This window comes from Salipaludibacillus keqinensis (genome assembly GCF_003226325.1).
Taxonomy (GTDB): Bacteria; Bacillota; Bacilli; order Bacillales; family Salisediminibacteriaceae; genus Salipaludibacillus; species Salipaludibacillus keqinensis.
The window spans coordinates 457,169-484,117 of the sequence record NZ_PDOD01000001.1; the positions used below are offsets into that span (position 1 = coordinate 457,169).

General features: G+C 38.1%; 25 protein-coding genes. 12 read left to right on the top strand and 13 right to left on the bottom strand.

The window, feature by feature from the left end; all coding sequences use genetic code 11:
• Positions 1 to 93 precede the first annotated feature (93 nt).
• Positions 94 to 1,713 (top strand): M20/M25/M40 family metallo-hydrolase, encoded by a 1,620-nt coding sequence (locus CR194_RS02380; RefSeq protein WP_110608032.1) that lies wholly within the window; start codon positions 94 to 96, stop codon positions 1,711 to 1,713.
• 112 nt (positions 1,714 to 1,825) lie between these two features.
• On the opposite strand, the gene CR194_RS02385 is transcribed toward CR194_RS02380, so the two are convergent.
• The 5 genes from CR194_RS02385 to proC all read right to left on the bottom strand — a co-directional run bounded on the left by CR194_RS02385 (position 1,826) and on the right by proC (position 6,590).
• Complete coding sequence (locus tag CR194_RS02385) at positions 1,826 to 2,656, bottom strand: divergent polysaccharide deacetylase family protein (protein WP_233254197.1); 831 nt, start codon at positions 2,654 to 2,656, stop codon at positions 1,826 to 1,828.
• 167 nt (positions 2,657 to 2,823) lie between these two features.
• Positions 2,824 to 3,123 carry a MerR family transcriptional regulator gene (locus CR194_RS02390; protein WP_110608033.1) on the bottom strand — a complete coding sequence of 100 codons (300 nt, stop codon included), beginning with the start codon at positions 3,121 to 3,123 and terminating at the stop codon, positions 2,824 to 2,826.
• A gap of 159 nt (positions 3,124 to 3,282) precedes the next feature.
• Complete coding sequence (locus CR194_RS02395) at positions 3,283 to 4,098, bottom strand: ion transporter (protein ID WP_110608034.1); 816 nt, start codon at positions 4,096 to 4,098, stop codon at positions 3,283 to 3,285.
• A 133-nt stretch (positions 4,099 to 4,231) separates the two neighbouring features.
• A complete protein-coding gene (locus tag CR194_RS02400) occupies positions 4,232 to 5,545 on the bottom strand; it encodes a phytoene desaturase family protein (RefSeq protein WP_110608035.1) in 1,314 nt (437 codons plus the stop codon).
• A 196-nt stretch (positions 5,546 to 5,741) separates the two neighbouring features.
• Positions 5,742 to 6,590 (bottom strand): pyrroline-5-carboxylate reductase, encoded by an 849-nt coding sequence (proC, locus tag CR194_RS02405; protein WP_110608036.1) that lies wholly within the window; start codon positions 6,588 to 6,590, stop codon positions 5,742 to 5,744.
• A 199-nt stretch (positions 6,591 to 6,789) separates the two neighbouring features.
• Here proC and CR194_RS02410 point away from each other — a divergent pair, with 199 nt between their 5' ends.
• The 6 genes from CR194_RS02410 (at position 6,790) to CR194_RS02435 (ending at position 13,822) form a co-directional block, all read left to right on the top strand.
• Positions 6,790 to 7,587: an SDR family NAD(P)-dependent oxidoreductase gene (locus CR194_RS02410; protein WP_110608037.1), complete on the top strand. Its 798-nt coding sequence runs from the start codon at positions 6,790 to 6,792 to the stop codon at positions 7,585 to 7,587.
• Positions 7,588 to 7,779: 192 nt separating this feature from the next.
• Positions 7,780 to 8,094 carry a hypothetical protein gene (locus CR194_RS02415; protein ID WP_110608038.1) on the top strand — a complete coding sequence of 105 codons (315 nt, stop codon included), beginning with the start codon at positions 7,780 to 7,782 and terminating at the stop codon, positions 8,092 to 8,094.
• Positions 8,095 to 8,172: 78 nt separating this feature from the next.
• Positions 8,173 to 8,643 carry a low molecular weight protein-tyrosine-phosphatase gene (locus tag CR194_RS02420; protein WP_110608039.1) on the top strand — a complete coding sequence of 157 codons (471 nt, stop codon included), beginning with the start codon at positions 8,173 to 8,175 and terminating at the stop codon, positions 8,641 to 8,643.
• A gap of 288 nt (positions 8,644 to 8,931) precedes the next feature.
• The gene (locus tag CR194_RS02425) at positions 8,932 to 9,918 is read left to right on the top strand and encodes a class I SAM-dependent methyltransferase (protein WP_110608040.1); all 987 of its coding nucleotides are present in this window, start codon (positions 8,932 to 8,934) and stop codon (positions 9,916 to 9,918) included.
• A gap of 115 nt (positions 9,919 to 10,033) precedes the next feature.
• The gene (gene asnB, locus CR194_RS02430; protein WP_110608041.1) at positions 10,034 to 11,884 is read left to right on the top strand and encodes an asparagine synthase (glutamine-hydrolyzing); all 1,851 of its coding nucleotides are present in this window, start codon (positions 10,034 to 10,036) and stop codon (positions 11,882 to 11,884) included.
• Between the two features lie 114 nt (positions 11,885 to 11,998).
• Positions 11,999 to 13,822 (top strand): aldehyde ferredoxin oxidoreductase family protein, encoded by a 1,824-nt coding sequence (locus tag CR194_RS02435; protein ID WP_110608042.1) that lies wholly within the window; start codon positions 11,999 to 12,001, stop codon positions 13,820 to 13,822.
• A 282-nt stretch (positions 13,823 to 14,104) separates the two neighbouring features.
• Here the strand turns inward: CR194_RS02435 and CR194_RS02440 are convergent, their stop codons facing one another.
• Together CR194_RS02440 and CR194_RS02445 are read right to left on the bottom strand one after the other, a co-directional pair.
• Entirely contained in the window at positions 14,105 to 14,380 is a 276-nt protein-coding gene (locus CR194_RS02440) for a hypothetical protein (protein WP_110608043.1), read from the bottom strand.
• A 5-nt stretch (positions 14,381 to 14,385) separates the two neighbouring features.
• Entirely contained in the window at positions 14,386 to 14,664 is a 279-nt protein-coding gene (locus tag CR194_RS02445; protein ID WP_110608044.1) for a ubiquitin-like small modifier protein 1, read from the bottom strand.
• Positions 14,665 to 14,887: 223 nt separating this feature from the next.
• Between CR194_RS02445 and CR194_RS02450 the strand changes: the two genes are divergently transcribed.
• The 3 genes from CR194_RS02450 to CR194_RS02460 all read left to right on the top strand — a co-directional run bounded on the left by CR194_RS02450 (position 14,888) and on the right by CR194_RS02460 (position 18,765).
• Complete coding sequence (locus tag CR194_RS02450) at positions 14,888 to 16,390, top strand: phytoene desaturase family protein (protein ID WP_110608045.1); 1,503 nt, start codon at positions 14,888 to 14,890, stop codon at positions 16,388 to 16,390.
• Positions 16,387 to 17,856: a phytoene desaturase family protein gene (locus CR194_RS02455; protein ID WP_110608046.1), complete on the top strand. Its 1,470-nt coding sequence runs from the start codon at positions 16,387 to 16,389 to the stop codon at positions 17,854 to 17,856. The genes CR194_RS02450 and CR194_RS02455 overlap by 4 nt, the downstream gene beginning before the upstream one ends.
• Before the next feature lie 72 nt (positions 17,857 to 17,928).
• Positions 17,929 to 18,765: a phytoene/squalene synthase family protein gene (locus CR194_RS02460; protein ID WP_110608047.1), complete on the top strand. Its 837-nt coding sequence runs from the start codon at positions 17,929 to 17,931 to the stop codon at positions 18,763 to 18,765.
• A 98-nt stretch (positions 18,766 to 18,863) separates the two neighbouring features.
• Here the strand turns inward: CR194_RS02460 and CR194_RS02465 are convergent, their stop codons facing one another.
• From CR194_RS02465 to CR194_RS02480, 4 genes are all read right to left on the bottom strand, one after another.
• Positions 18,864 to 20,348: a phytoene desaturase family protein gene (locus CR194_RS02465; RefSeq protein ID WP_110608048.1), complete on the bottom strand. Its 1,485-nt coding sequence runs from the start codon at positions 20,346 to 20,348 to the stop codon at positions 18,864 to 18,866.
• The gene (locus CR194_RS02470; RefSeq protein ID WP_158282149.1) at positions 20,345 to 21,349 is read right to left on the bottom strand and encodes a glycosyltransferase; all 1,005 of its coding nucleotides are present in this window, start codon (positions 21,347 to 21,349) and stop codon (positions 20,345 to 20,347) included. The genes CR194_RS02465 and CR194_RS02470 overlap by 4 nt, the downstream gene beginning before the upstream one ends.
• A 98-nt stretch (positions 21,350 to 21,447) precedes the next feature.
• Positions 21,448 to 22,176, bottom strand: coding sequence for a lysophospholipid acyltransferase family protein (locus CR194_RS02475; RefSeq protein WP_110608050.1), 729 nt, complete (start codon positions 22,174 to 22,176; stop codon positions 21,448 to 21,450).
• The gene (locus CR194_RS02480) at positions 22,169 to 22,957 is read right to left on the bottom strand and encodes a carotenoid biosynthesis protein (protein ID WP_110608051.1); all 789 of its coding nucleotides are present in this window, start codon (positions 22,955 to 22,957) and stop codon (positions 22,169 to 22,171) included. Before CR194_RS02480 ends, CR194_RS02475 begins: the two co-directional genes overlap by 8 nt.
• 103 nt (positions 22,958 to 23,060) lie before the next feature.
• Between CR194_RS02480 and CR194_RS02485 the strand changes: the two genes are divergently transcribed.
• Complete coding sequence (locus CR194_RS02485) at positions 23,061 to 23,804, top strand: SDR family oxidoreductase (protein ID WP_110608052.1); 744 nt, start codon at positions 23,061 to 23,063, stop codon at positions 23,802 to 23,804.
• Between the two features lie 58 nt (positions 23,805 to 23,862).
• Positions 23,863 to 24,741 (top strand): Cof-type HAD-IIB family hydrolase, encoded by an 879-nt coding sequence (locus CR194_RS02490; RefSeq protein WP_233254198.1) that lies wholly within the window; start codon positions 23,863 to 23,865, stop codon positions 24,739 to 24,741.
• A gap of 66 nt (positions 24,742 to 24,807) precedes the next feature.
• Here the strand turns inward: CR194_RS02490 and CR194_RS02495 are convergent, their stop codons facing one another.
• Positions 24,808 to 26,325 carry an NCS2 family permease gene (locus CR194_RS02495; RefSeq protein ID WP_233254199.1) on the bottom strand — a complete coding sequence of 506 codons (1,518 nt, stop codon included), beginning with the start codon at positions 26,323 to 26,325 and terminating at the stop codon, positions 24,808 to 24,810.
• The gene (locus CR194_RS02500) at positions 26,312 to 26,920 is read right to left on the bottom strand and encodes a xanthine phosphoribosyltransferase (protein WP_110608053.1); all 609 of its coding nucleotides are present in this window, start codon (positions 26,918 to 26,920) and stop codon (positions 26,312 to 26,314) included. The genes CR194_RS02495 and CR194_RS02500 overlap by 14 nt, the downstream gene beginning before the upstream one ends.
• Positions 26,921 to 26,949: the final 29 nt, after the last annotated feature.

Here is a 26,949-nt window from a genome sequence, read left to right on the forward strand (position 1 = left end):
AATGATATTAGAAGGAGTTTGTCATTAATCGTCGAAATCATTATTAAGACCACGAGGGAATAATGGTGATATCCATAGAAGTGAGGGGTTATAATGAGCAAATGGCAAACGATGGATCAACTCAGAGATTTAACAATATCTTTGGTAGAGTATGCAAGTGTTACGGGCAGTGAAGAAGAGATAGGTATAATGGAATTTGTTGAGTATGAACTTTCTTTGCTGCCGTATTTCAAGGAAAATCCCGAATACTTACATAATCACTTTACAAACGATGGAAGAAAGTTTGTGACTGCGTTGGTAAAAAGCAAGAAACCCACTGCTAAAACAATCATTATTATGGGTCACTTAGATGTTGTAGATGTAGATGATTACGGAGAATGGAAACACCTTGCTTTTAGACCGAAAGAGCTAACAGAACAAATGGTGAGGCAACAAAATCATTTACCTAATGACGTTAAGGAAGATATCAAGAATGATGAGTGGCTTTTCGGACGTGGGGTTATGGATATGAAGGCAGGAATAGCGTTATGTATGTCAATGATCGAAGCGGCAACTAACAATGAATTTGACGGCAACCTCCTCTTTCTTGGAGTTCCTGATGAAGAGGTAGATTCTCTGGGAATGCGTACAGCTACGCCTGTTTTAGTGGAGTTTCAAGAAAAGCATGGCCTGGATTACCAGCTTTGTTGGAATACAGAGCCCATGTTTGCTAAATACCCAAGAGACAACAATCTATATATATATCAAGGGTCAGTAGGGAAAATGCTTCCTGGATTTTATTGTTATGGAGAAGAAGCTCACGTCGCTGAACCATTTTCAGGGTTAAATGGGAATCTTATGACTTCTGTACTAACAGAGATGATTGAATTGAATCCTATTTTCTCAGAGAATGTGTCAGGTGAAAGGACACCTCCGCCTAGCACACTCATACAAAAAGACTTAAAATTGGATTATTCAGTGCAAATTCCTCACACTGCCGTAGCCATTTATAATTTATTAACAATGAAAAAGTCAGTTGACCAAGTGACGGAAGATTTGCTTAAAACGGCAAGAGCTGCCGCAAAAAAGATCTCATCGATTTATCAAGAAAGAGAAAAAACCTTCTCTTCTTCTCTTGATTATGAGCCTCAACATAGAGAGATTCGAGTGATGACGTTTATAGACCTTTGTCGTCATGCAGTTAAATTGGTAGGCAAGGAAGAGGTTGAACGAAGAATCTCGTTTATTCATGCTCACGAATTAAAAGGGGATGATCGAGAAAAAACAATCTTAACAGTGAATGAAATAGCCACATTATGTAAAGATTTAACTCCTATGATCGTATTATTCTATGCACCTCCTTATTATCCGCCAGTGTCATCTTCAGAAAACACGTTAGTGCAGAGTTTGTCTGAATCGATATTGAAAAAAGGTAAGGAAGAGGGCGATATGAGCTTAGAAATTGTCAACTATTTTCCAGGTCTATCAGATCTAAGTTACACGGCATTAGAAGAACCAGCATCGAGATTACAAGGGATGATAGAGAATATGCCTATCTGGGGAAAAGGCTACGATCTTCCTTTATCATCCATGGACAAATTGACTATGCCCATCTTTAATTTTGGGCCCGTAGGAAAAGACCCCCATAGCTGGACGGAACGTTTGAATGTGACAAAATCGTTTGATAAACTACCTAAATTGATGAAGCAGGGAATACAAGAAGTTTTTAGCTAGATTGAAAAAGAGTAAGGGAAAAAATCCTTATTCTTTTTCACTATGAGTTAAGTTAAGGAGAGGAGAAGGTTTAGGTAGTATAAACCACTCCGTTCAGAGCTATAAGTTAACATTACTCTATCTGTTCCCAAAAATGCACGGGGTCTTGATCAATGTCTGTTTCTAATAAATAAGAGGCTGGAACGAGCTCAACGTCTTTTTCTCTAAAATATGCTTCAGCTCGTTCTATAGCCTTATAGGTTTCTACCCCTTTAATGCCTACGTGGCCAATTCCAATCGCTTGTCCATTTTCGTCTGCTAAGTCAACAAGTCTCCGTGTCATGTTATAGACATAATCTTGTGAAGAGTGGGTGTCATCGAGAAATAAATGTCGCTCTGCATAAGGGATCTTCATTTTTTCTGCTAGAGTACCTATGCAAGAAGCAGGATTGGTTCCACTATCGATCACATACAAATCATGTTCTTTAGCCACTTTCAATATGGTATAAATCATTGACTTGTTCTCAACAATTTTTGATCCCATATGCTGATTTAACCCTTTTGCATGAGGGACATTCTCAATTGCTTGTTCCACCCTGAAGCGAACCTCTTCTAAACTGAGATCTGAAGTGATTGGCTGAGGTCCAAGCCATGACCGCTTTCCTTTTTTCGGTTCCATTGGCATATGAATCATAATTTCAAACCCTTGCTCATGTGCTTCTTCAGCAATGGCTGTTGAATTTTCCATAAAGGGCATGATGGCGACAGTAATTGGTAGGCTCCCCTTTAAAAATTCATCCGTTCCTTTTCCGATCCCTCCAAAGTCATCGATAATGATTGCCGCTTTGCTTTCCGTATTTTCCATTTTGGAATACGCACTTACTTCTGAACAAGGAGAAATAAAGAGGGAGAGAGCAACTGTTAAATAAAGAATTCTGATTGAAAAGAATTTACTCTTTGTCAATGAAAACCATCCTTTTCGTCAAATGACTTATTGTCTTAGTATGCGACAAATTGATCAATAAATGAAAAATCCACCGGAAAATTTCCGGTGGATTTTTTAATTTAGTGGCTTTGTATGGAGTGTTTAGTATAACTTAACGGTTCATTACTCCTTGATGGCTTTCCTTTTTATTTTCTCATTTTAAAAGCAGCATTCAACTGACCACGTAGCATTTTGTCACGAACGTCTGATTTTTTCATTTCTTCTTTCCGAATCTCAAAGGTTTGCATTCCATCTTCCATTTTATTTGCAATATCCACTAGCCTTTCTACGTCAGCGAATGAATACTTGCGTGTTCCACCTTTACTCCGTTCAGGAAAAATTAATTTTCTTTCCTCATAATAACGGATCTGACGTTCAGATAACCCTGTTAGCTCGCTTGTAATACCTATGCTAATGACTTTTTTATCTTTGTAAGTAGATGACAAACGAAACCCCTTCCTTCTCAATCTTTTTCGCTTTTTACATACTATATCACGGAAAAGAAGCCACGTTGGAATTTTTGTGAGATTATCTTACATGGATCGGGATTTCGGTCGATCATCTACTATGGAGACCATCATAGACGTTTATTGAGTGTACAATCATTATTTCTTAATTACTTCATCTTTGATAAGTTGCTTCAATTCATGGACCTCTTTACGAAGCTCAACGACTTCTTCGTGCGTATTTTCTATTTCTTCGTCTGCTGTATCGGCTTTTTCTACGTTGTTGACAATGACCCCTATAAACAAATTAAAGACAACGAACGTGCCTACTAATACAAAAGAGACGAAATAAATCCAAGCCCATGGCAACTCCTGAAAGATTGGCCGCATCACTTCACTTGCCCAAGATTCAAGCGTGACAACTTGGAAAAGAGTTAGCAATGACAATTGTAAATTTCCAAAATATTCAGGTGAAACTTGTTGGAATAACATTGTACCGATGACAGCAAAGATATAAAAGACAATGCCCATCAATAGCATGATATTACCCAAAGCTGGAATCGTCATCAACAATGCGTCTACCAGCCTTCTTAAAGATGGAATCACGGATATTGCTCTGAAGACACGGAGTACTCGTAAAATACGTAAGACAGTCACGAAGTGAGCACCTACGAATATGTGACCTGCTGCCACTATGATAAAGTCAAACCAGTTCCAACTATCTTTAAAGAAATGTTTCAAGTTTTTTGCGGCAGCGATACGAAGGATAATTTCAATCGTGAAGATCCATAATAATACTCGATCGGCAGTCCAAAATGCAGACCGGTATTCATTGTAAAGGGAAGGATAAGTTTCCATCCCGACGATAATTGCATTAATCATAATTAAACTGATGATCGAAGTGGTGAACCATTTATTTTCTACAAGGTTGCTTAATTGACGTTTCCATTTTCGTGGTTTCCTCGTTGTTTTCATGATAAAGTCCTCCAACGTTGTCCTAAGTTGCGCTTAAGTTTCACAAGGATCTGTGACAAATACTCTATTAGTCTACTAAAAATTGCAGACATTAGAAAGAGCTGCCCGTTGAAAATTGGACAGCTCTAGTAAATTATGCTCCTTTTATTGCTCCTTTTTTAGCAAGGATTCTTTGAGAAACTTGATAAGCACTTGAAAAAGAAAGTTCAGACAGCTGTCCCACGCCTTGGCACCAATCACCCGCAAAGTGGGCATTCTGGAGTTTAGAAAAATGAGTAGGCAACCCTCGTTGATTCATCGCCCATCTTATAGCTTGAAGGACGGGTTTCTTTGAAGCTCTCGGTATGGCTAATTGTTTTCGCCAGCCTTCGAAATGTTTATCGTAGAATTGTTCCATTCGTTGAATCATTTCTTCGTGGGCACCCGTGTCGTTTATTTCATGTTGATTCAAATACCCTACTGCTTGAAGTAGTTGTCCTCCTGGAGGAGCAGCTTCCATATCGTAGTAAGAAATATCAGTAATGAAAATCTGACGGTCTTTATCAAAAATATACGTATAATCAGATTCAATTCGTTTCTTTAAACCGACATCGTAAAACATGACATAAGTTGGTTCGTAATCGGTATAACGTTCTAAGTCGCTTTGAATGGGTGTTTCTTGAAACAGTTTTTGCAATTCTTCCGGAGGAATGGCAAAAATAAAGTCTTCAGCCGAATAAGAATGTCTTTTCGTTTGCACTTCAGTTACGAAATCTTGATTACTGTTAATATGAGTGATTTTCGTTTTTTCGTGAATTTCTCCGCCGTTTTGTTTGATGACACGCTTAAACTCTTCGATTAATACTTTCCATCCTCCTTGGATGAAACTTACAGGAATATTGGTTTTAAAAAGTCTTCTATAATAACTAAAAAAGACATCAGATGGTATGCTGTCTGGATCTCCAGAAAAGAAGTTTGTAGTAGCTAAATTTAGCATCATTTCTTTCACTGCTGGACTAATTTTCCGAAGATCAATCCATTCTTGAATGGATAAATTCGGATCGCCTTTTTCAAACCCCAGTGTGGTGAAAAGCATATGATAAGCAAATCGGAATTTATCCATCCCTTTAAGAAGTTTGGTTTGGAGAAGCCCACCAATATTTGAAGGAATAACGCTAGTATCTTCGCCCATATCATACTTAGCCTTCAGTTGTGTAAAGTCCTCCCATTGAATACGGAGTCCTAAGTCGTTTTCAATTTTCGTCAAGTAAGATGTGTCTCGTGCATAAATCGCATGGGCACCAAAATTGAACTGGTAGCCTTTTAGTTGGATGGTCATTGCGCGTCCACCTAATTTACCTCGCTCTAGAAGAGCTACTTTTTTTCCTTGGTGCGCTAAATATGCAGCTGTGGATAATCCTGCCAAACCACCTCCTACAATCACGGCATCGTATCGGCTTTTTCTCATGAATGTTACCCCCCAAAGTATATGGAAATCCCGTTAGATCAATAATTCATAATGAAAATATCTATAGTCATTTTGTAAATAATTATATCTTACAATGGTGAGGTTTAAAAGAGAAGATTGAAGCGGTCATCGATATGATGAGACCGCTACGTGATTTAGTGGAATAAACTGGAGATAAACCAAGTTGGATTGATGATCATTTGTGTACGTCATCAGTTAAAATCTCACGACAGCTGTCGCCTAATTCTTTTGATCGTCCATAAGCTTTCTCAATACAATGAATCATTGTTTCTTGGACTTCATGTTCTCTTAAAATATTAAAACCAGCCTCAGTTGTTCCCCCAGGACTCATAATTTGATGATAAAGCGTGGAAGGAGAGAGCTCTTTTGTCTGGACTCTAAGGCTTGCACCTAGTAATGTTTGTGAGACAAGGTGTCTGGCTAAAGTCTTATCAATACCAATTTTCTCTGCAGCCATTTCCATTGATTCCATTAAATAATAGATATAAGCAGGTCCTGTTCCTGTTAATGCCGTCATGGCATCCATTTGAGATTCAGGGACTTCGGCTATTTCACCTACAAATGTAAAAACTTTTTCTACAATATTTTTTTGTGTCTGAGTAACCCACGCGCCTAAAGCATAAGGTGTCATAGAAGCATTTACAACAGCTGACGTATTAGGTATAGCTCGAATAACAGGAACATTTAAATGAGGAAAGTATTCTTCCAGATCTTTCACAGTTATACCAGCCATAACAGATATTAATGGGGTATTTGGCTTCATGGTTTGCTTAAAAGGAAGTAAAGCATTTTTCCAGTCTTTAGGTTTACAAGCTAGTATAAAAAGTTGTCCGTGCTCAAGTAAGGACTCCTGATTGCGAGTGACTTTCACTTGATATGCACGAGTCAATTCATCTAACCGATGGTCGTTACTACGATTTGTAACCATGATGTTTTCAGGTGAAATGCTATTACTTTTTAGCCAGCCTGCGATAAGAGCTTCGGCCATAGATCCAGCACCGATGATTGTCAAATTAAAATTCATTTTTAAGCCACCTTTTTATGGAATATATAGTTGATCTTTACACACCATCTAGAATAATTATTCTATTTAGAATAATTAAAATTTATCTTAGTATGAAGGTACATATTCTTATTGTCAACGTTGTGCTTGAAATGTTTAGACGAATCAAAGGTTCTAAAGCTATAATGGACACATCCTATTGATCAGGAGAGGAATTCTTATGACTGGTAAAGCTTTAACAAAAGAACTCGTTGTGATTACAGGCGCATCTAGTGGAATAGGAAAGGAAATGGCGATCGAAGTAGCAAACCGTGGAGGGGTTCCAATTTTATTAGCAAGGTCTGAAGAGAAGATGGCCGCCATATCAGATCAAATATATCTTTCTACCAACATTATCGCCCCATATTACATACTGGATGTGTCGAATAACAAGGAAGTCAAGAAAGTTTTTGATACGATCATAGAAAAACACGGCACAATTAATGTTTTAATTAATAATGCAGGATTTGCTGTGTTTGACTCTGTCTTAAACGCGTCAATGGAAGATGCAGAGGACATGTTTCAAGTGAATGTACTTGGTACAATTGCATGTACGAAAGCAATTCTCCCTCATATGCTAAAGAATAAATCGGGGCATATTATTTTCGTTGCTTCTCAAGCGGCAAAACTATCCACACCGAAAGCTAGCGTTTATGCAGCAACTAAACATGCATTGCTCGGTTTTGCTAATGGATTACGAATGGAAGTTCATGATGATCCCATCACGATTAGTGTTGTAAATCCAGGGCCGATTCGTACAGGTTTTTTAGAGGCAGCAGACAAAACAGGGAATTATCAGAAAAGCGTAGAGAAATTTTTGCTTGATGCAAATGATGTGGCCAAAAAAACGATTCAATTAATAGCTAGGCCGAGACGGGAACTAAATTTACCCCTTTGGATGGGAGTCGGTTCGATGGTTTATCAGCTATTTCCTCAAATCGTAGAGAGGATAGCAGGAAAGCAACTCCGGCAAAAATAAGAGAAAATATACTGGGTTTGAAATGAGTGATTGCATTTCTTATAGAGCTAACTTTGTGATCAATTTGTAACAGGAATATCACTAAATGTTCACAAAAAAAGAGCGAAAATGGTGTATAGTTAAACTTGTAATTTAGTAATTAGGTGAATTTATTCACAAAGATTCTCAATACAAAGGGAGATGGAATTTACTATGATCGTAAAAGATTTAGTTGAGACGAGAGAGTTACTAACTGAGGAAATGAGTGAACGTGCGTTTGTGGTTTATGAGCGTTTTGAGAACGTTGATTGCCATTGCGAAGGTGATAAATTCGAAGAAATCGAATGCGATCCGGAAGAACAAATTCAAATTTTGGTTGGGAGCCCAGTATCAACGGCATCACTGAAAAGTGTTAAAACGTATTTAGTTGGTGATACATTTTCGACTATAGATGAGATCATAGCAGATATCCGTTTGAACCATAAAGATTTATTTAAAACAGATAACTCACTTTTACCTCTTGGTTAATCCAAGAGGTTTTTCTTTGTCTTTTTCTGGTCTATAATAAAGGAATGGAAATGAACTGACGAAAGGAGAGGGTGTATATTGATCAATGTACTATTTGTCTGTTTAGGAAACATATGCCGTTCACCAATGGCTGAAGCGATCTTCCAAGACAAAGTGAAGAAATCGGGGCTAGATGCTTATCTATCTGTTGATTCAGCAGGTACAGGTAATTGGCACATAGGCAAACGTCCACATGAAGGAACAGTGGATATATTAGAGAAGTATCAAGTTTCTCATGAGGCATTGTTAGCGAGACAAGTAGAAAAGAAAGATTTAAAAGCATTTGATTACATTATAGCTATGGATGCCTCAAATTTAGGCAACTTACATAAGTTAAAAGGTCAAAGTGAATCAGGAGAGTTATTTCGATTATTAGATTTTGTTCCTGAGTTGAAAACAAAGGATGTTCCGGACCCTTATTTTACTGGGAACTTTGTTGAAGTTTATGCAATGGTAGAGAAGGGTTGTGCAAACTTATTAACATACATTAAAGAGAAAGAATCTATTTAGTTTCGGTGAACCAGCAGTGAAAATTCTAATTTTCTCTACTGGTTTTTTTATAAGCATTTGAAAATCTCCGGGCGAGAATTTTTAAAAATAAAGTTAATTAACGTTGGTGAAAGGTGGTAGTCAAAAGATTTTACATAAGAATGGATTTTCATACAAAATTGATAACTGGTCACCTCAAATTAATATAGTAATAGATTTATTAAAAACGATGGGAAGAGTTTAACAATGTATAGGCAGGGGAAAAGTCACTTACAAATGTTGTTTTATGCTTGAGAGGAGCTGAAGTTTGTGAGTGAGTTAAATCGCTTTATTACAGCGAGAAACTGGATGAAAAGTAACGAGAATTTTTTAACAACGTGGCACGCCCATGTAGGTTATAAGCTAGATTTATTTGATTGTTTTTCCAAAGCAAAATCTGTTAAACAGGCTGCGGAAGAATGTGAACTCAGCTTACCTCTTCTAGAACGTTGGATTGACGTTGGATTAGAAGTAGGACACTTGAAAAAAGGGTACAAAGGGAAAATTAAAGCAAAAAAGAAATTAGTTAAATACGCTTCAGCGAATAGTTCTGAATCTGTTGGTATTCTGTTAAGAGAAATGATGGAGTTGCATATTCCAACCTTGATGCAATATCCAGAATTATTAAAATCAGACGAGCGTATTACTTACTTAGAAGACAAATTCGCAGATGTTGTTGCAGAAACGTCTTCATTCTTGGAAAAAGCAGCAGTATCTCCTATTTTGCGAACGGTAAAAAAAGAGAAACCAGAATCGGTTATTGATATAGGGTGTGGTTATGGTGGATATTTAAAGAATATTCACGATAAATACCCTAAGATCAAACTAAGTGGCATCGAAATAAACAAAGATGTCGCTAAAAAGGCAGAAGAAAAATTAAATGGAGAGATTACCGTCTACAATCAAGACATGGTTGATTTCATAGAGAACTATACAGGGAAAGTAGATATGGTGATGGCCCATAACCTTCTTTATTATTTTCCTGTTAAGGAAAGAAAAAACTTGTATCAGAAAATCGCCAAAGTTTTGAATGAAAAAGGAACCGTTACTTTCATTACGCCATTAACGAAGGCGAAATATGGTCAAACGTTTACGGCTGCTTTCAATACATTTATGACTGCGCACGAGAACCTTTTCCCTTTACCATCCTTAGATGAAATGAAAGAAGACGGGAAATCGGCAGGATTTAAAGTAATAGACGCTAAACCGCTCATACGTGAAGGTGGATGGTATTTAGTAACTATGAAAAAGAAATGACGCTTTCAGAGGATAAGACATTTTTATGGAAAAAGGTATAGAGGACAAGCATCACTGAATATCATGGTTTAGGAGATTGTGAAGAATGCTCCAACCATGAAATGAGGGATGTATTGTGTGTGGAATTACAGGATGGGTTGATTTCGATCATCCTATAAATGAACATCATCTAGCAGTAGTAAATAATATGGCAAATACCTTGACACACCGAGGGCCAGATCGAACAACCACGTGGACAAGTGACCACGTGGTTTTTGGTCATACAAGATTAATTGTCGTAGATCCTTCAGGTGGAAGTCAACCGATGACGAGGTCGATAAATGATAAGTCCTTTACCATATGTTATAACGGAGAATTGTATAACACGGAAGACTTAAGAAAAGAGCTCCTACAATTTGGTTATACATTCAGATCGCATTCGGACACGGAAGTCTTATTGACTGCCTATATCCATTGGCAGGATAAATGCTTAGATAAATTAAACGGAATCTTTTCATTTGCTATATGGGATGAGGGAAGAAAACAGCTATTTTTGGCGAGGGATCGATTAGGTGTGAAACCTCTGTTTATATATCCGTTACGTAACGGATGGTTATTTGGTTCGGAACTCAAAGCCATCCTAGCTCACCCTGAAGTCCGTGCGGAAGTAAAAGAACAAGGTCTACAAGAACTGTTAGGTTTAAGCCCTTCCCGTACTCCAGGGCACGGTGTTTTCAACGGAATGGAGGAGTTAAAACCGGGACACTGGATGAAAGCCTCAAGTAAGAAAGCTGAAATTCAGCGATATTGGCAAGTTAAAAGTCTTGCTCATCGTGAATCTGTAGAAGAAACTGCTCAGCATGTGCGAGATCTTTTGAAAGATGCTGTCCAGCGTCAACTAGTAGCGGATGTTCCTGTATGTACCTTTCTATCTGGCGGCTTGGATTCGAGCGCGATCACTGCATTTGCTTCCGATTATTTCAAAGAACATGGCAAACCCCCTTTAAAGACATTTTCAGTCGACTATGAGGAAAACGATCAATATTTCAAAGCTAACGACTTTCAGCCTAATTCCGATGCTCCTTGGGTGAACAAAGTGTCACAAACATTTAAAACGAACCATCATAGATCGGTCATCAGTCAGAAAGAGTTGTATCGTTCTTTAAAAGAAGCAATGAGAGCACGAGATTTACCGGGCATGGCTGATATCGATTCTTCTCTCCTTTGGTTCTGTGGAACGGTTCGCAATCAAGTTACTGTAGGTTTATCAGGGGAATGTGCCGATGAAATATTTGGCGGCTATCCATGGTTTCATAACGAAGAAAAATTAAACGGAGATACATTTCCTTGGATGAATTCTGTTAGTGAAAGAGAGAAGCTTCTCCAACCAAAATGGAGGAAAAAGCTTGAACTAGTTGACTACGTGAGACACCGATATGAAGATACCTTGCGAGAAGTTCCTTTATTGCAAGGAGAGACAGGAATTGAAGCAAAAAGAAGAAAAATGTTTTACGTAAATATGATTTGGTTTATGACAACGTTACTTGAACGGAAAGACCGCATGAGTATGGGGAAAAGTTTAGAAGTACGCGTTCCCTTTGCTGACCACCGTCTTGTAGAATATGTATGGAATATCCCTTGGGAAATGAAAATGTTAGATGGAAGGGAAAAAGGAATTTTAAGAAAAGCTTTGGAAGGAGTTCTTCCATCGGAAGTACTTTATCGTAAAAAAAGTCCTTATCCAAAGACACATCACCCAACTTATAAAAATCTAGTCACATCAGCTTTGAAGCAGCTCGTTGATATCAAAGATTCTCCCCTCTTTGACATTTTTGAGTACAATCAAATTCAACAATTAGCAGCTTCGGGAGGGGATTCCTTCCAAACTCCTTATTTTGGCCAATTAATGTCAGGCCCTCAACTTATTGCTCATTTGCTACAAATGGATATGTGGCTAAAAGATTATAATGTGAAAATCATCACTTAGTTCACAATATTAATTGTCTGAAAAAACAAATTAATCCCTAGGGAAAGAGGAATTTCAGATGAAAACAGAGAATGTATAATATTGTAGCAAAATACTGAATGGGGAGGTATCTTCATGAATCTAGGAGGCTATAAGAATCACGAAGCCTGGGTCGATTTGTCGAAAGGTACAATCACGTATCGTCAATTGAATGAAGAGGATTTGCGGAATTATGTCGGTGCAAGAGGATTAGGAGTCAAATACATGGTGGATCATGGTGTCTACAACGTGGATGCATTTTCACCGGATAATATTTTGGCTGTGATGACAGGCCCTTTAACAGGAACGAGAATCCATATGAGTGGGCGACTTTGCACAGTTACTCGGTCGCCATTAACTGGAACTGTTACCGACTCTCATATGGGAGGGTGGACAGCGGCAAGGCTGAAATGGGCAGGGTTTGATAACTTGATATTCACAGGTAAAAGCGATAAACCTGTCTATCTTTATGTAGAAGATGGTAAAGCAGAACTTAAAGATGCTACTGCCTTATGGGGAAAAGGTGTGCGGCCAACAGTGAAAGCTTTAGAAGATCTTTATGGAAGTAAAGATACAAGTGTAATGGCGATCGGTCAAGGGGGAGAAAACCTTATTCGATTTGCCGGCTGGATGAATGAAGATGACCGCGCTTCTGGCAGAGGTGGCACAGGAGCGGTTGCAGGTTCTAAGAACTTGAAAGCAATTGTTATTAAAGGGACGCAAAGAGGAAATATGCCTGAACCAGCCCTTCCGGACAAATATAAAACGGCTGTAAAAGCGGGGTTAAAAGCCATCAATGAAGGGGCATTAACCGCTCCGAATAAAGGTGGTCTTTCCGTTTATGGAACAAATGTGCTGATGAACATTATAAATGAATCAGGGGCTCTTCCTACGAGAAATTCACAAACCACCGTTTCAGAGCATGCGGAAGCAGTCAGTGGTGAAACGATTCGCGAAGAAATTCTTGTTAGTGAACCTACTTGTCACGCTTGCCCAGTAGCATGTAAAAAAGAAGTAGAAGTGACTGAAGGAAAGTATAAAGTGAAGGTCGAGAGTTTTGAGTTTGAATCTGCTTGGGCTCTTGGACCAAACTGTGGAACCGGCAATAAGGAAGCGGTTGCATATATGATTGACCGCTGTAATGAATATGGTATTGATACGATTGAACTGGGGCATGTATTTTCTGTAGCCATGGAAGCGTATGAGAAAGGGTTAATTCAAGAGCGTCTCGACTGGGGTGATGTGGACAGAATGATTGAGTGGATTGATAAAATCGTTCACAGGCAAGGAATTGGCGATCTTCTTGCGGAAGGACCTGGGAATGCAGCTAAATCCTTTGGTGACGGTAGTTTAGCTATGGTGAGTAAAAACCAAGGAATTCCGGCATATGACCCAAGGGGAATTCAAGGGATCGGTCTTGGATATGCAACCAGTAACCGAGGAGCCTGTCATCTACGAGGATACAGTGTGTCTGCGGAAATAGCAGGGCTTCCAGAACCGGTAGACCGACTAGCGGTAGAAGGGAAAGGAACGTTACTGAAAATATTCCAAGATCTTCATGCCTTCTCTGATTCATTAGATATTTGTAAGTTCTCTGCCTTTTCAGAGAATGCTGATTTGTATGCAGAGCAATACACGGCTGTTGTGGGAATCGAACTTGATGCCGATGATGTGATGAAAATTGGTGAGCGGGTTTACAACATTGAACGCTACTTTAATAATAAAGCAGGATTCGTAGGGAAAGACGATAGCTTACCAGCAAGATTCCTTGAAGAGAAAGCAGGAGGAAATTCAAAAGGGGAAGTCTCACACTTACCAGAAATGCTCAAAGAGTACTACGATGTGCGTGGCTGGAAAGACGGCATTGTACCTGCAGAAAAGCTAAAAGAATTAAATATTGAAACGAATGTAGGAGCATAAGTACTCGAGAATACAGAGAAAGACCCTTCAAGCTGAGGGTCTTTTTTATTTGACTGTTTTTAAAGGTTTGTTGTATCAGTAGATGAGACGTTGGCCCAATTCTGTTAATGAGGACGCTTAAACCACTGGTATAAGCATCCTAGAACTTGATGTTTATAAAGGTTGATTTCGTGGTTCTATCTGACAAGTCTCTCAGTTTTATTTCATATAATAAGCAAGACTTACAATAAATAAAAGCTTAATTATGGAGGTGTCAGAAAACGCACCTTTTTTCCAACCTCTTTAACCGCCAGCGCGAAATGTTTTTAACCGGAACTTTCTCAAAATGTCCCTTAAAGCATCTTCATTAGAAGAGTGGAACGAAACATGAACGATAGGAATATCCGAGTGCATAAAATAAAAGGTTTCTTCGGAAGAAAGAGTACATGACCATTTATCGCTTTGAAATAAGATCATGTCTGAATTACTAGATAAGCGTTCTCCACCTAATTCTTGGACATATTTAAATAATTCATCACGTGAAATACCGCGGATTTCTAATTTTTCTTTATACTCCATTGTCGTTACCCCCCAGCCACAGGAGGGAACAAAGCCAGTTCGTCCTCATCGTGAACGGCTGTTTCAAGCCCCTCGAGATGAATGATATTCCGACCGTTTATAAATACATGAACATGTTGCTTTACTGTTCGATCAGGTGTAAAGATTTCTTCTTCCATCGCAGGAAACTGACTGATCACATCGTCTAATATGGATCCTATTAATCGACCATGCTCAAAAGGCACTTGAATAGTCTTACCATCACAAATCTCCCGAAAAGTTGCAAACACTTTAATTTCCTTCATCTATCATCACCTCTATCTATTATTATGACGTCTAATAACGATATTGACAATCTTCATTCTTTTGAATTTTATAATAATTCAGTATCAGTTAATTGAACTTTTGATAGCGAATCTTTTGCAAAAGAAAGGAAAACGATATACAATTTGTATAACCTTTGTTTATGTTATTTTCAATAAAGGAATAGTGAAATAGATAATACCTGGAAATTAAAGGGGTGAGAACATGGCTCGAAGAAAAATAGCTGTTATTGGCGCTGGTCCAGGAGGCTTAGCTGCTGCAATGATGCTTTCAGCAAGAGGGTTTAACGTGCAAGTTTTTGAAAAACAGCCTTATTTAGGTGGGCGGACATCTTCGTTTACTAAAAAAGGTTATACATTTGATTTAGGTCCTACGTTTTTTAGCATGCCACATATATTAGAAGAAGTATTTGAATCCTCAGGGCGCCGTTTAGACGACTACGTTACATTGAAAGAACTAGACCCAATGTACTCACTCTCATTTGATGACATGACAATTAGAGCTACACGGGACAGAGAAAAAATGAAGCGAAATATAGATTCATTGTTTCCAGGTAATGGTGAAAGTTATGAGAGATTTATGAATGATACTAGGAAAAAAATGAACGCTTTAATGCCCATTTTGCAAAATAAACATGCGTCTATGCTTGATTATCTTAGGTTTAGAAGTCTGAAAGCTTTGCCTCAATTAGAACTTGGCAAATCATTACATGATGTGCTATCAAACTATTTTGATGATGAACGATTAAAACTTTCTTTCACTTTTCAATCAAAGTACTTAGGGATGTCCCCTTGGGAATGTCCTGGCGCTTTTAGTATTTTATCCTTTATGGAACATGAGTATGGCGTCTTCCATCCAATAGGCGGATTAAACCAATTAACAAAATCAATGGCAAAAGTGATTGAGGAGCATGGTGGGGAAATTCATACTGGTACGGGTGTGAAGAAATTACTTATTAACGATAAACGGACTGTTACAGGATTGGAACTAGATGACGGAGATTTGGTTGAAGTAGACGATGTAGTGATGAATGCTGATTTTGCTCAAGGAATGAGCGACTTAATTGATGATTCAAAAAGAAAGAAATTTAAAAATGTTCATCTTGAGAAGAAGAAATATTCATGCTCCACATTTATGATTTATGCTGGAATGAACCAACAGGTAAATTTAGATCACCACACCATATTGTTCTCGCAAGACTACAAGAAAAATGTAGAAGAAATAACTAAAACGAAACTCTTATCCGCAGATCCATCTATTTATGTGCAAAATCCTTCTATAACAGATTCAACATTAGCGCCTAATGGAAAGTCGGCGTTATATTTACTAGCACCTGTCCCTAATAATTTCAGTGAAATTAACTGGGAAAATGAAAAAGGTCATTTTAGAGACTTAATTTTAGATCAAGTAGAGAAAAAAACAGGATTGAAAGAATTAGACAAAATGATAGAAGTTGAAGAAATACTTACACCATATGACTGGGAACATAAAAAACACGTGTATAAAGGTGCTACGTTTAATCTTGCTCATAATTTAGGGCAAATGATGTACTTTAGGCCCCATAATAAATTCAATGAATTGGATCACTTATGGCTCGTAGGAGGGGGGACACACCCTGGAAGTGGTCTTCCTACTATTTTCGAATCAGCTAGAATTACTGCAAATCTGCTTACGGAAAAGTATAAGCTAGAGGAGGTGCAGGCATGAATACAGCCATTATCGGTGGAGGAATTGGCGGGATGATCACCGCCCTTTATTTGAACTTAAAAGGAGAAGAAGTGTCAATCTATGAGAAAGAAAACCGTCTTGGAGGCCGTCTTTCATATACCGGTCAAGATGGATTCAAGGTGGATGAAGGGCCAACAATCGTTCTGCTTCCTCATATGATTCGTGAAATATTAAAAGAGGTACAATTTGATATGTCTAAAATAGATATGGTTCGGATTGACCCGATTTATCCGCTACATTTTCGTGACGGGACTACATTTATGAAGTGGAGTGATCCTGATAAACAAAAACAAGAGATTGATAATCACTTCCCTGGAGAGAGTGTTCATTATGCAGCTTATATGAAAGATATGGCTCATAGATTTGAAAAAGGGAAAGAAGCGTTTTTAGATCGGGCTTTTGTGAGCAAACGCTCCTTTTGGTCACGCAAAAATGTGAACACCTTAATGAAATTAAAAGCTTATCAAACAGTTAAAAATCAGACAAGAAAATATTTTCAGGCTAAACAGCTACAAGAAGCCTTTTCCTTACAAACCTTATATATTGGTGGCTCTCCTGAGCAGACCCCTGCAATTTATTCGCTCGTACCTTTTAGTGAACACGAACACGGGATCTGGTATATTAAAGGCGGTTATGCTTACCTAGCACAGCTATTAACAGAAGAGTTGGCAAACCGGGGCGTTCATATTAAATACGGAGCAGAAGTAGAAGATATACAAGTAGAGAAAAACAGGGCAACGTCGCTCACAGTTCATAGCAAACAAATTTATTACGATCGATTTATATTAAACGGAGATTTTCCTGTAGCTGAGAAATTAGTGAATAAAAAGACATCTCGTTCGTACACCCCTTCAGCAGGTTGTCTTCTTATCTATTTGGGAATCGAAGGACAGTTAAATACGAAACATGTGCACCAGTTCTTTATGGGAAGAAATCTAGATAAACAAATGGAGGAAATTTTTACTCAGAAAAAGCTCCCTGAAGATCCATCCTTTTATTTGTTCCATCCTTCCATCATTGACGATACCTTGGCACCAGTTGGGAAAAGTGTAGCCTATATTCTTATTCCAGTTCCTACATCAAGTGACATTACTCGAGAAGAATTTGAAGCCTATGCGAATAAAATGATTAAAGAACTAAAAGCTCGCTTAGATCCAGATATTGAGGATAAAATTCTCTGGAAACAAATTCGAACGCCTAAAGAAGCGAAAAGAGACGGATTGTTTGAAGGGGGAAGCTTTGGTCTAGCACCAACGTTATTTCAATCTGGAGTGTTCCGTCCACAAGTGAAACCATTCGCCTATGACAATATTTATGCAGTTGGTGCTTCTATTCATCCTGGGGGAGGGGTTCCCATTGTTATGCAAGGAGCGAAAGTTCTCTCTGAGTATTTAGATGAAGAAGAGCAATTTCTGAATAGAGCAAAAACAAATAGTTCTCAATAGCTTGTTCAAGACAGGCAAGGGAGAAAATGATATTCTAAGACTAAATACAGATTGAAGAAGGGGGGAATTCACGTGCAAGTAAATGAAGCATATAACCATTGTAAAGAAGTGATTGAATATCATTCAAAAACATTCGCAAAAGCTTTTCAACATTTGCCAAAGAAGAAGCGGCAAGCAGTATGGGCAGTGTATGCTTTCTGCCGCCAAGCGGATGATATCGTTGACGAAGGATTTGATCGAGAAAGAGAACTTCAGTTGTTCAAATATCACTTAGATGAATTCGCCAATGACCGACAGATAGAACCCTCCTTTCTTTGGATCGCACTAAAAGATGCCTTTACTCATTTCGACTTTGACCTGGAACCGTTCTATGAAATGATCTCCGGTCAGGAAATGGACTTAAAGAAAACACGTTATGAGTCCGTAGAAGAAATGATTCATTATTCTTATCATGTTGCAAGCACTGTTGGCTTAATGCTTTTGCCAATTTTATCGCCTAAGAATCAAGAAGAATTGAAGGAAAGTGCTATTGCGTTAGGCTATGCCATGCAGATTACAAATATTTTACGTGATATAGGTGAGGATTTAGAGAGGGACCGAATTTATTTACCAAAACAACTGATGGATAAATATAATTATACGATACCAATGCTTGAAAATGGAGTAGTTAACGACTCTTTTGTTGACCTGTGGGAGGATCTAGCGCAGAGGGCGGAGGACTATTATGACATTGGACTTTCCAAGATGTATTTGTACCCTGTAAACGCTCGTATCCCTGTTAAAGCGGCGGCTCATTTTTATAAAGGGATTTTAAATTCTGTCAGAGCAAATAGGTATGATGTCTTTGAGAAAAGAGCGTTTGTATCAAATGAAGAAAAAAAAGAAATTTTAAGTGCAATTGAAAAATAATTGTATGACATGAAAGAGGAGTACCCATTATTACTGGTACTCCTCTTTTTGAATAGGTTCTGTTATTTAACATTAACTAATTGTGAAGCTATCCGAACTTATTGTTTGTAAGCTTGTACGATTTTTTCTGCTACGTTTTGTCCACTTAAGACAACCATAGGTGAACCTCCTCCTGGATGAGTACTCCCCCCTGCAAAATAAAGGTTTCCTAAATCTTGTGAACGATTAAAAGGTCTTAAAAAGGTATCTTTTCTTTTGTTCGACGCGACACCGTAAAGAGCTCCTCGAAAAGCGTAATAGTGGTCTTGCATCATCTGTGGATCAACGATTTTAGATGCTACTATATTTGATTGAATCGATAACCCTTTTTTGTCCAGTTGTTGATAGAGTTTTTGCTCCATTGATTTGAGGTCCATACTTCTTTGGACTTCTTTCTTTAAAGGAGGAGCGTTTACCAGAATAAATAAATTATCTCCATCTGGTGACATGGAAGGGTCCGTTTTAGATGATGTGCATACATAAATCGTCGGGTCTTTACCGTAAGTGCCATACTGAAAAATATCTTGAAATTCTTCACGGGGATCATCGCCAAAAAATACATGATGATGATGCAAGTCATGTCTTTTAGAGCTAGCCGCTAGGGTGACAAATGCGGAAATAGACGGTTCAAACTGGTTCACTTTTTTGTTGGACATGGAAGGCCGATCGGATTCTTGAATTAATCTCGGATATTGTGTGAGTAAATCTCCATTTAATACAAATACATCAGCTTTGTAATGTCCGCCCGATTTTGTCTCGACAGAATCTAATTTGTTGTTCGAAGAATAGCCTTTAACCACTTCCTCATTACAAACAATCCTCACGCCCAATTTCTTTGCAGCTTTCTTAAATCCGAGAGCAATTTGATGGTTCCCACCTTTTGTGTAATATACTCCATCTCCCATTTCTAAATGGCCAATTAATCCAAACGTTGCAGGAGCAGTATAGGGGGAAGAACCAATGTACGTAGCATACCGATTAAAAGCTCGAATAATCCGTTCATCTTTGAAAAAACTGCGATGGAATTGATCTAAACTTTGCAGCGGTCTGGCGGATGCCATGGCTTTTGCGAGGGGAAGAGATAAATAATCTTTCCACGATGAAAATGTCCGATGTAAGAAATGCTTGTTAGAGAGATGATACAATTTTTTTACTTCTTTTAAATAAGCAGCGTATTTTTTGGCTGATTGAGGGTCTAATCTAGCTAGCTCTTCTGTCATTAATTGTTGGTTAGATGAAAAGAACAAGTGACTGCCATCAGAAAAGACATTTTTAGTGTGAGTTTCTAATTTAATGAATTCAAAATAATCGTCTGGATTCTCGTGAACCTTTTCAAGAACGGATTGGAAAACGTGTGGCATTGTAATGGTATTGGGACCGAAATCAAACCGATGTGTACCTAACGTCACCTCGTGCAATTTTCCTCCCACTTCATGATTTTTTTCTAAAAGAGTTGTCTGAATCCCTGCAAATTGTAATCGAATAGCTGCAGATAAACCAGCTAATCCTCCTCCAATTACCAAAGCAGTTCGCTGTGTTTTCATTGATAAGTCCGTCCTTTCCAAGTAAAACCTCGTCTAAACAGTCCCAAGTACATGGAGTAAACCATTAGCATAAGCATGAATATGACTGAGAAAGGAGTGAGAATAAATAACCACCATTTCTGTCTAGTCATAAGGTCAATGCTTAATTTAATCGACATAGTGAAAAAGAGTGGAGTCATTAGAAGCAAATTTCCTGTGATTGCTCCGTAAATAGCTAAAGGAAGAGGAAAGATAAACATTAATAAATAGAAAATTATTAATGCGAACACTAAAAATGGATTTCTTCCAAGACCAGGAAAAAGATTTTTAGAAAAACCGTCCCACACTTCCTTGTTTGTTTCATACATGTGGCAAATAATTGTATTCGTGTTGTTAACAAGTTTGACATAAAATCCGTGTCTTTTTATTTCTCTAGTAATATGTACATCTTCAACTAGCGAATGTTTCACAATTTCATGTCCACCGATTCTTTCGTAAGCGTCTCGGCGAAACATCATATATGCTCCATGCGCAGCTGTGGTAGCGGCCCATCTCGTATGATTAGCTAAAACTACTGGTAAATGAAGATATATGACAAAATGTTGCATAGGGACTAGTAAATGACCAAGAAAACTTCTTAAAGGGTATTGGGGAAAACCGGATATAAGTCCAGTGTTTTTAGAAAAAGCATGTAAACTTCTTTGCACAGTATCTGGATGAACTCTAACATCAGCATCGAGAAACAGAAAGTATTCTCCATTAGCTTCCTTAGATAATTGATGACAGGCATGAACTTTACCAATCCATTTTGCAGGTAAAGGCTTTCCTTCAATAATCGTAAATCGACGATCTCCATTTATTTCTTTTACGAGCAGTTCTTTCGTATTATCTACGGATCCATCATCTAAAAGAATAAACTCCAAATTCTCATAAGTTAATTTCTTTAAAGATGCTAATAGTGGCCCTACATTTCGTTGTTCATTCCTTAATGGAATAAGCACAGAAACTTTCGAGGAAGGCATGTGGTCATTCTGAAAAGAACCTTTTAGTAATGGTAAGCTCAACCCGTTTAAGATTGTCCATAATAACAGAAGTATAATTATGAAAGTGTAGGAAGTGATCATGTGTGCTTCCCCCTTTGAAATACACCTTTGAATCCTTCCCAGTGCTGACCAATTCCTTTTTTTCCTCTTAATAAGACTCTGAATTTAGAAGGATCATCTAAAATGACCAGTTTTTTTAAATACTCCAGTTCATGTTCTGCGGCTTTTTCGAATAAATATGTTTTTTCTTTTCGGCTAGATTGGGCCGGAAAAGTAATCGGCTCACCGATGTGAATAAACCATTCAGGCAACTGGTGATGGAACAATCCATGGTAAAACACTACTGGGATCACTGGAGTAGATGGCGCTTTATCGTGCAAGTAGCCCGCACCAGAAAAAAAATTGAAAGGGCGTTTTTCCAGATGAGTTTCATTTCCTTGTGGGAACAGGAAAAGGTGTTTTTCATTTTTTAGCTGTTCTGCTGCGTAACTCAATGATTCAATTAATGATCTTCTTGAACCAGGATTAACAGAGAAAGCTCCGATTTTTTTGAAGAATGGAAAGCGTTTCATGCCGTCTTCTGCCATCATAGCAATGGCATCTAGCTTGAGAATTTTTTGGTTCAAATAAAATAGCATCAAAGAATCCCACCAGGAACTATGGTTTATTAAATATATTCCTCGTTTTTGAGTAGGCAGAGAAGAGCTTTTAGTCAGGGACACTTGATGAAAGGATCTCTTAATTAACATTCTGTTATATAAATAGAAAAAGTGTTCGAAAGATTTATTTCTCTCCGCTTTAATCATTGGCAAAAGTCCTTATTAGTTTAATATAAGCGATATAGTAAACGATAAGAGTTACGAGTGACACAACTGGCGCCAACCACATCATATTGACTAAAGAAACGATAATAAACATGACCGCCATCATTCCGTATAAGTAAACCATTCGCATAGACCAGAAAGAAGATTGATTGTTTGTCCATTTACCCGCACGGTAAAATAGCCCGAATATCACAATATGAAGGAGGAAAGATAATATAAACCACCCATAGAAATTGGAAAAGGGAATATTGTAATACAATCCAGGTTCATTCCATACCCAATATTGTTTTACTTCATAAGCTACAGGATCAATAATCAAATCTAATGAAGTGGCAATAACCGCACCGTAACAAGCATAAATAAATCCTTTAAATCGTGGCACAACTTCGATGATTGGAGCGGCAAGTACGTGAGAAGTGGCCATGACCATTACCCAAGCAAACCCAATCGTAATTGGAACACCAATCAGTTTTGGACCAAAATCAGTCTTATATGTATAATCTCCAAAAAAAAGCCCCGTATGGACTCCAAAGCTTTCAATAGCCATTGAAAGGAAAAAAATAACCACGATAACGATCAAACTTTTTCTTTTTGATCCGCTCCGATAGAAATAAACCATGGCTAACAAGCCTGAAGTAATAAGAAATACCACATTTGCCCACTCAAGCCAAGGAGGGACTAAATCAAAAGACAATAAAAACACGCCGATCGTGTACCAAATAATAAAAAAACGAAAAAGATAACTATCAAATTTAGTAGGCATGAACAAGGCTCCTTTTTCAAATAAATGACTCTCTCAAATTATATCTGACAGTGGAAATAATGTACAATAAACTGCTATTCTTACTTATACAGGAGGGATTTTCATGCCGAATTTAAAAGATAAAGAAGTCATTGTAACTGGTGCTGCAAATGGAATTGGTAAGGTCATTTCCGAGCATTACGCTCTACAAGGAGCCCATATATGGATGATCGATGTAGACGATAAGAAAGGGAGAAAACTTGAAGCGCATTTTTCTGAAAAAGGGTGGCGGTCAACGTTTGTGCATCTAGATGTAGCTTCACCTAAAGAAATACAACGTTTTTTTCAGATGTTAACAGAAAAAAATATTCGTATAGATACGTTGATTAATAATGCTGGTGTGTCCTCTTTTGTTTCTTTGGATGAACTGGATGTGGAAGAGTGGGACCGCGTTTTAAATACAAATGTAAGAAGCGCGATGCTTTTTTCAAAATCTGTAGTTAATATTAAGAATCAAGGAATTTCTATCATTAATATTGCTTCTACTAGAGCTCTAATGTCTGAGCCAGGTAGTGAGGCTTATGCAGCGTCTAAAGGGGCATTAGTAGCTTTGACACATGCTTTGGCAGCGAGTTTATCTTCTGAAGGGATAAGAGTGAATGCCATAAGTCCAGGCTGGATACAAAATGAAAATTATGACCAGTTGAGAGAAATTGACCATCAGCAGCATTGGTCGAAACGCGTAGGAAAGCCAAGCGATATTGCCCGTGCTTGTCTGTTTTTATCTAATGATGAGAACGACTTTATCACCGGAGAGAATCTGGTTATTGATGGCGGAATGACACGTAAAATGATCTACAATCATTGATATTTCCACTCAAATATCGTACCATCAACGTTATCTGATTGATAAGGAGATTAGTATCATGAAAAAGATTGAAATGATTGCAACTGATATGGATGGTACGTTACTAAATGATGGTCGATCTGTATCTGAAGAAAATATTAAAGCGATTGAAGAAGCTCAAAGAGCAGGAATAAACGTCATCGTAGCTACTGGGCGAGATTATACTGAAGCGGTGACGCCCCTAAAAGAAGCGGGGTTAAAACTCCCTCTTATTTGCGTAAACGGAGCGGACATTCGTAGGGAAGACGGTCAAATCATTCACCAGCAGACGTTAAATTTGGATGTTTTTAAACAGATGAATGCCATTTTGACAAAGGAAGATATTTACTTTGAAATGTATACAACGAAAGGCGCTTACACAAATGATGATCAAAAAGGAATAGATCTTATTGTTGACCTTTTATTATCGACAGGCGATTTTTCTTCGTATGACCAAGCGATGCAGTTAGCAGAGAAGAGATTTCAAGAGGGAGCTATTAATCGGGCGAAAGATTATCAAGCTCTATTAGAAGAGAATTCTCACATTCAATTATTAAAATTACTAGCCTTTTCTAAAGATGAAGTGAGTAGAGAACGGGCGAAACATCAAATGGAGAAAGAATTGGATGTAGCTATTAGTGCTTCAGCTAGAGATAATTTAGAAATTACCCACCATGAGGCTACGAAAGGCTCTGGGATTGAAATCATGTCTAATCATTATGGGATTAACTTATCTGAAACGATGGCTATTGGTGATAATTTCAACGATGTATCCATGATGAAACAAGCTGGATATTCAGTAGCCATGGGTAATGCAGAACAAGAAATTAAGCGAATTTGTGATCATACCACTAAAAAAAATACAGATAACGGCGTTGCACACGCGATTCGTTCTGTTATTCCTCACTTGCAAAAGTAATCATAAGAATAATAAATTGAAATTGATAAGAGCGCCTGTTGTATACTAAACAGGCGCTCTTATCTTTTAGGCGGCATTCGTATTTTTTAATTGTTTTTGTTCATGTTTAGATCGGACATCTTTCAAATAGTATCCACCTAAGAAAAAACCAACGATCGTATATCCGACCGCAAAATCCACTGCTGCCGCAATTTGAAGATTAGGCGCGTGCATCAAACCTATGAAACTTAAAAATGCCCCTGCAAAGGAAAATACTGCAGCACGATGGAATTGATGGTCAATAATAAATACAGTCATAGCTCCCAAAATGATGGCAGTAAACATCGCACCTTCTCCTAAGGGTACAATTCCGGGGGATAAATCAGCAATTGCTTCCGGAGCGGGGTTATTGAACCTTGTCATTAAATAATTAGCAAAGTATGGAAGCATGGCGATCGCTACTGCGGGATAATACTTTTCTTTATTTTTGCTAAAGGCAGAAGAAACCATGGAAATACCAACAAAAACTAAGATAGGAGCTACAACGGCCACGGGAATGATGGCACTAAGAGCGGCAATGATTCCAAAAGAAGCTGCTAGAGCAAAGACACCTGCGTTTAAAATACTGTACCCCCGCCCGGCGCCCATTTTTTTGGATCCAATTGTAGCTATATAAACAGTTGTTGGGAACATGCCTCCGAAGAGTGAGCCAACCATCGTTCCAATCCCGTCAACAGCTTGGCACTCTCGAACATCATAGTCATCCCCTTCAGCTTTCATAGCTTCCACATTGTTCATCGTTTCCACGGCATTATAGATAGTAATGGGTAGTATGACTGCCAATAAAGCAATCATTGCTCCAAATAAATATTGAAAGCCTTCGAATACATCGAGAGAAGGAAGAATAGGATAAAATCCTAAATGTGAGAAGCCTTCCTGAATCGCTCCAGTATCAGCATAACCTAAGGAGAATGCTAAACCCGTCCCGATGATCATGGCGAAAAGTGACGCGGGGATCTTAAAGGGTAAAGCAACTTTTCCTACAATGCCGAGAAGAATAACAGCTAAAACAAACAATCCGACAACAGGCATTTCAAAAGAAGTGAACAGCATTTCCCCTGCAATAAATGTCAGAGCAACACCTGCTAAGGCGCCGAGCATGGCAGCCCTTGGTATATTTCTTTGAACCCATTTACCAGTAAAACTAGCCATTACTTCAATCAAACCGCTTATAAAAGCAGCCGCTAAAGCAATCTTCCATGCTAGTTGGGGATCCCCAGTAAATGCATTGGCAGGAACGAGAACTCCAAACAAAAAAATAAACATCACCGGAGTGCTAATACCGTAAGAGAGTGCAGTTACATTCGTTCTCTTTTCCTTTTGAGCTAAACGATTAGCCATATAAGCATAATAAAGATTCCCAAAAATGACAGCCACAGCTGCCCCTGGTATGACCTTGCCGAAGACGAGACTAGCTGGAAACCCCATGCTAAGCATGGTCACTGTAATAATCACAAAGTTAGCTAAATTGTTTTGAAATAAGGCAAAAAAAGCATCAATATCTTCCCTTTTAAACCAAGGATAATGAACGTTAGTTGCTGACATTGGTAGGCGCTCCTTCTTCTAATTGGTTAGCAAAGGTAACTTTTTTATTTGATAGGCTAGAAATTCTCGCTAGTGATTCTATTTTATAACCTTTGTCTAGTAGTATCTGTCTCCCTGGTTGAAAGGATTTTTCAATGACAATCCCCAGTCCTGTAACAGAAGCGCCAGCTTGATGAACCAAATCAATTAAGCCGAGAGCCGCTTGACCGTTTGCTAAGAAGTCATCGATAATCAAAACCCGGTCTGAAGGTTTCAAAAGGTTTCTACTTACAGAAATTTCATTATCTGTATTTTTTGTATATGAATGAACGGTTGTTGTGAAGAGATCTTCTGTCATTGTTATAGATTTTCTTTTTCTTGCGAATACTAGTTCACAATTCAAGGCTAATGCAGTCATTAAAGCTGGGGCTATCCCTGAAGACTCCAAAGTTAAGATCTTTGTAGAATGATCATTTTTAAACCGTTCAGCAAATTCATTCCCAATCTCTTTCATTAGTTTTGGATGAATTGCATGGTTTAGAAATGAATCTACCTTTAACACCTGTTCGTTTATAACTTTTCCTTCGTTCACAATAAATTGTTCTATCAGTTCCATGAGAAACCTCCTAAATGATATTCACAAAA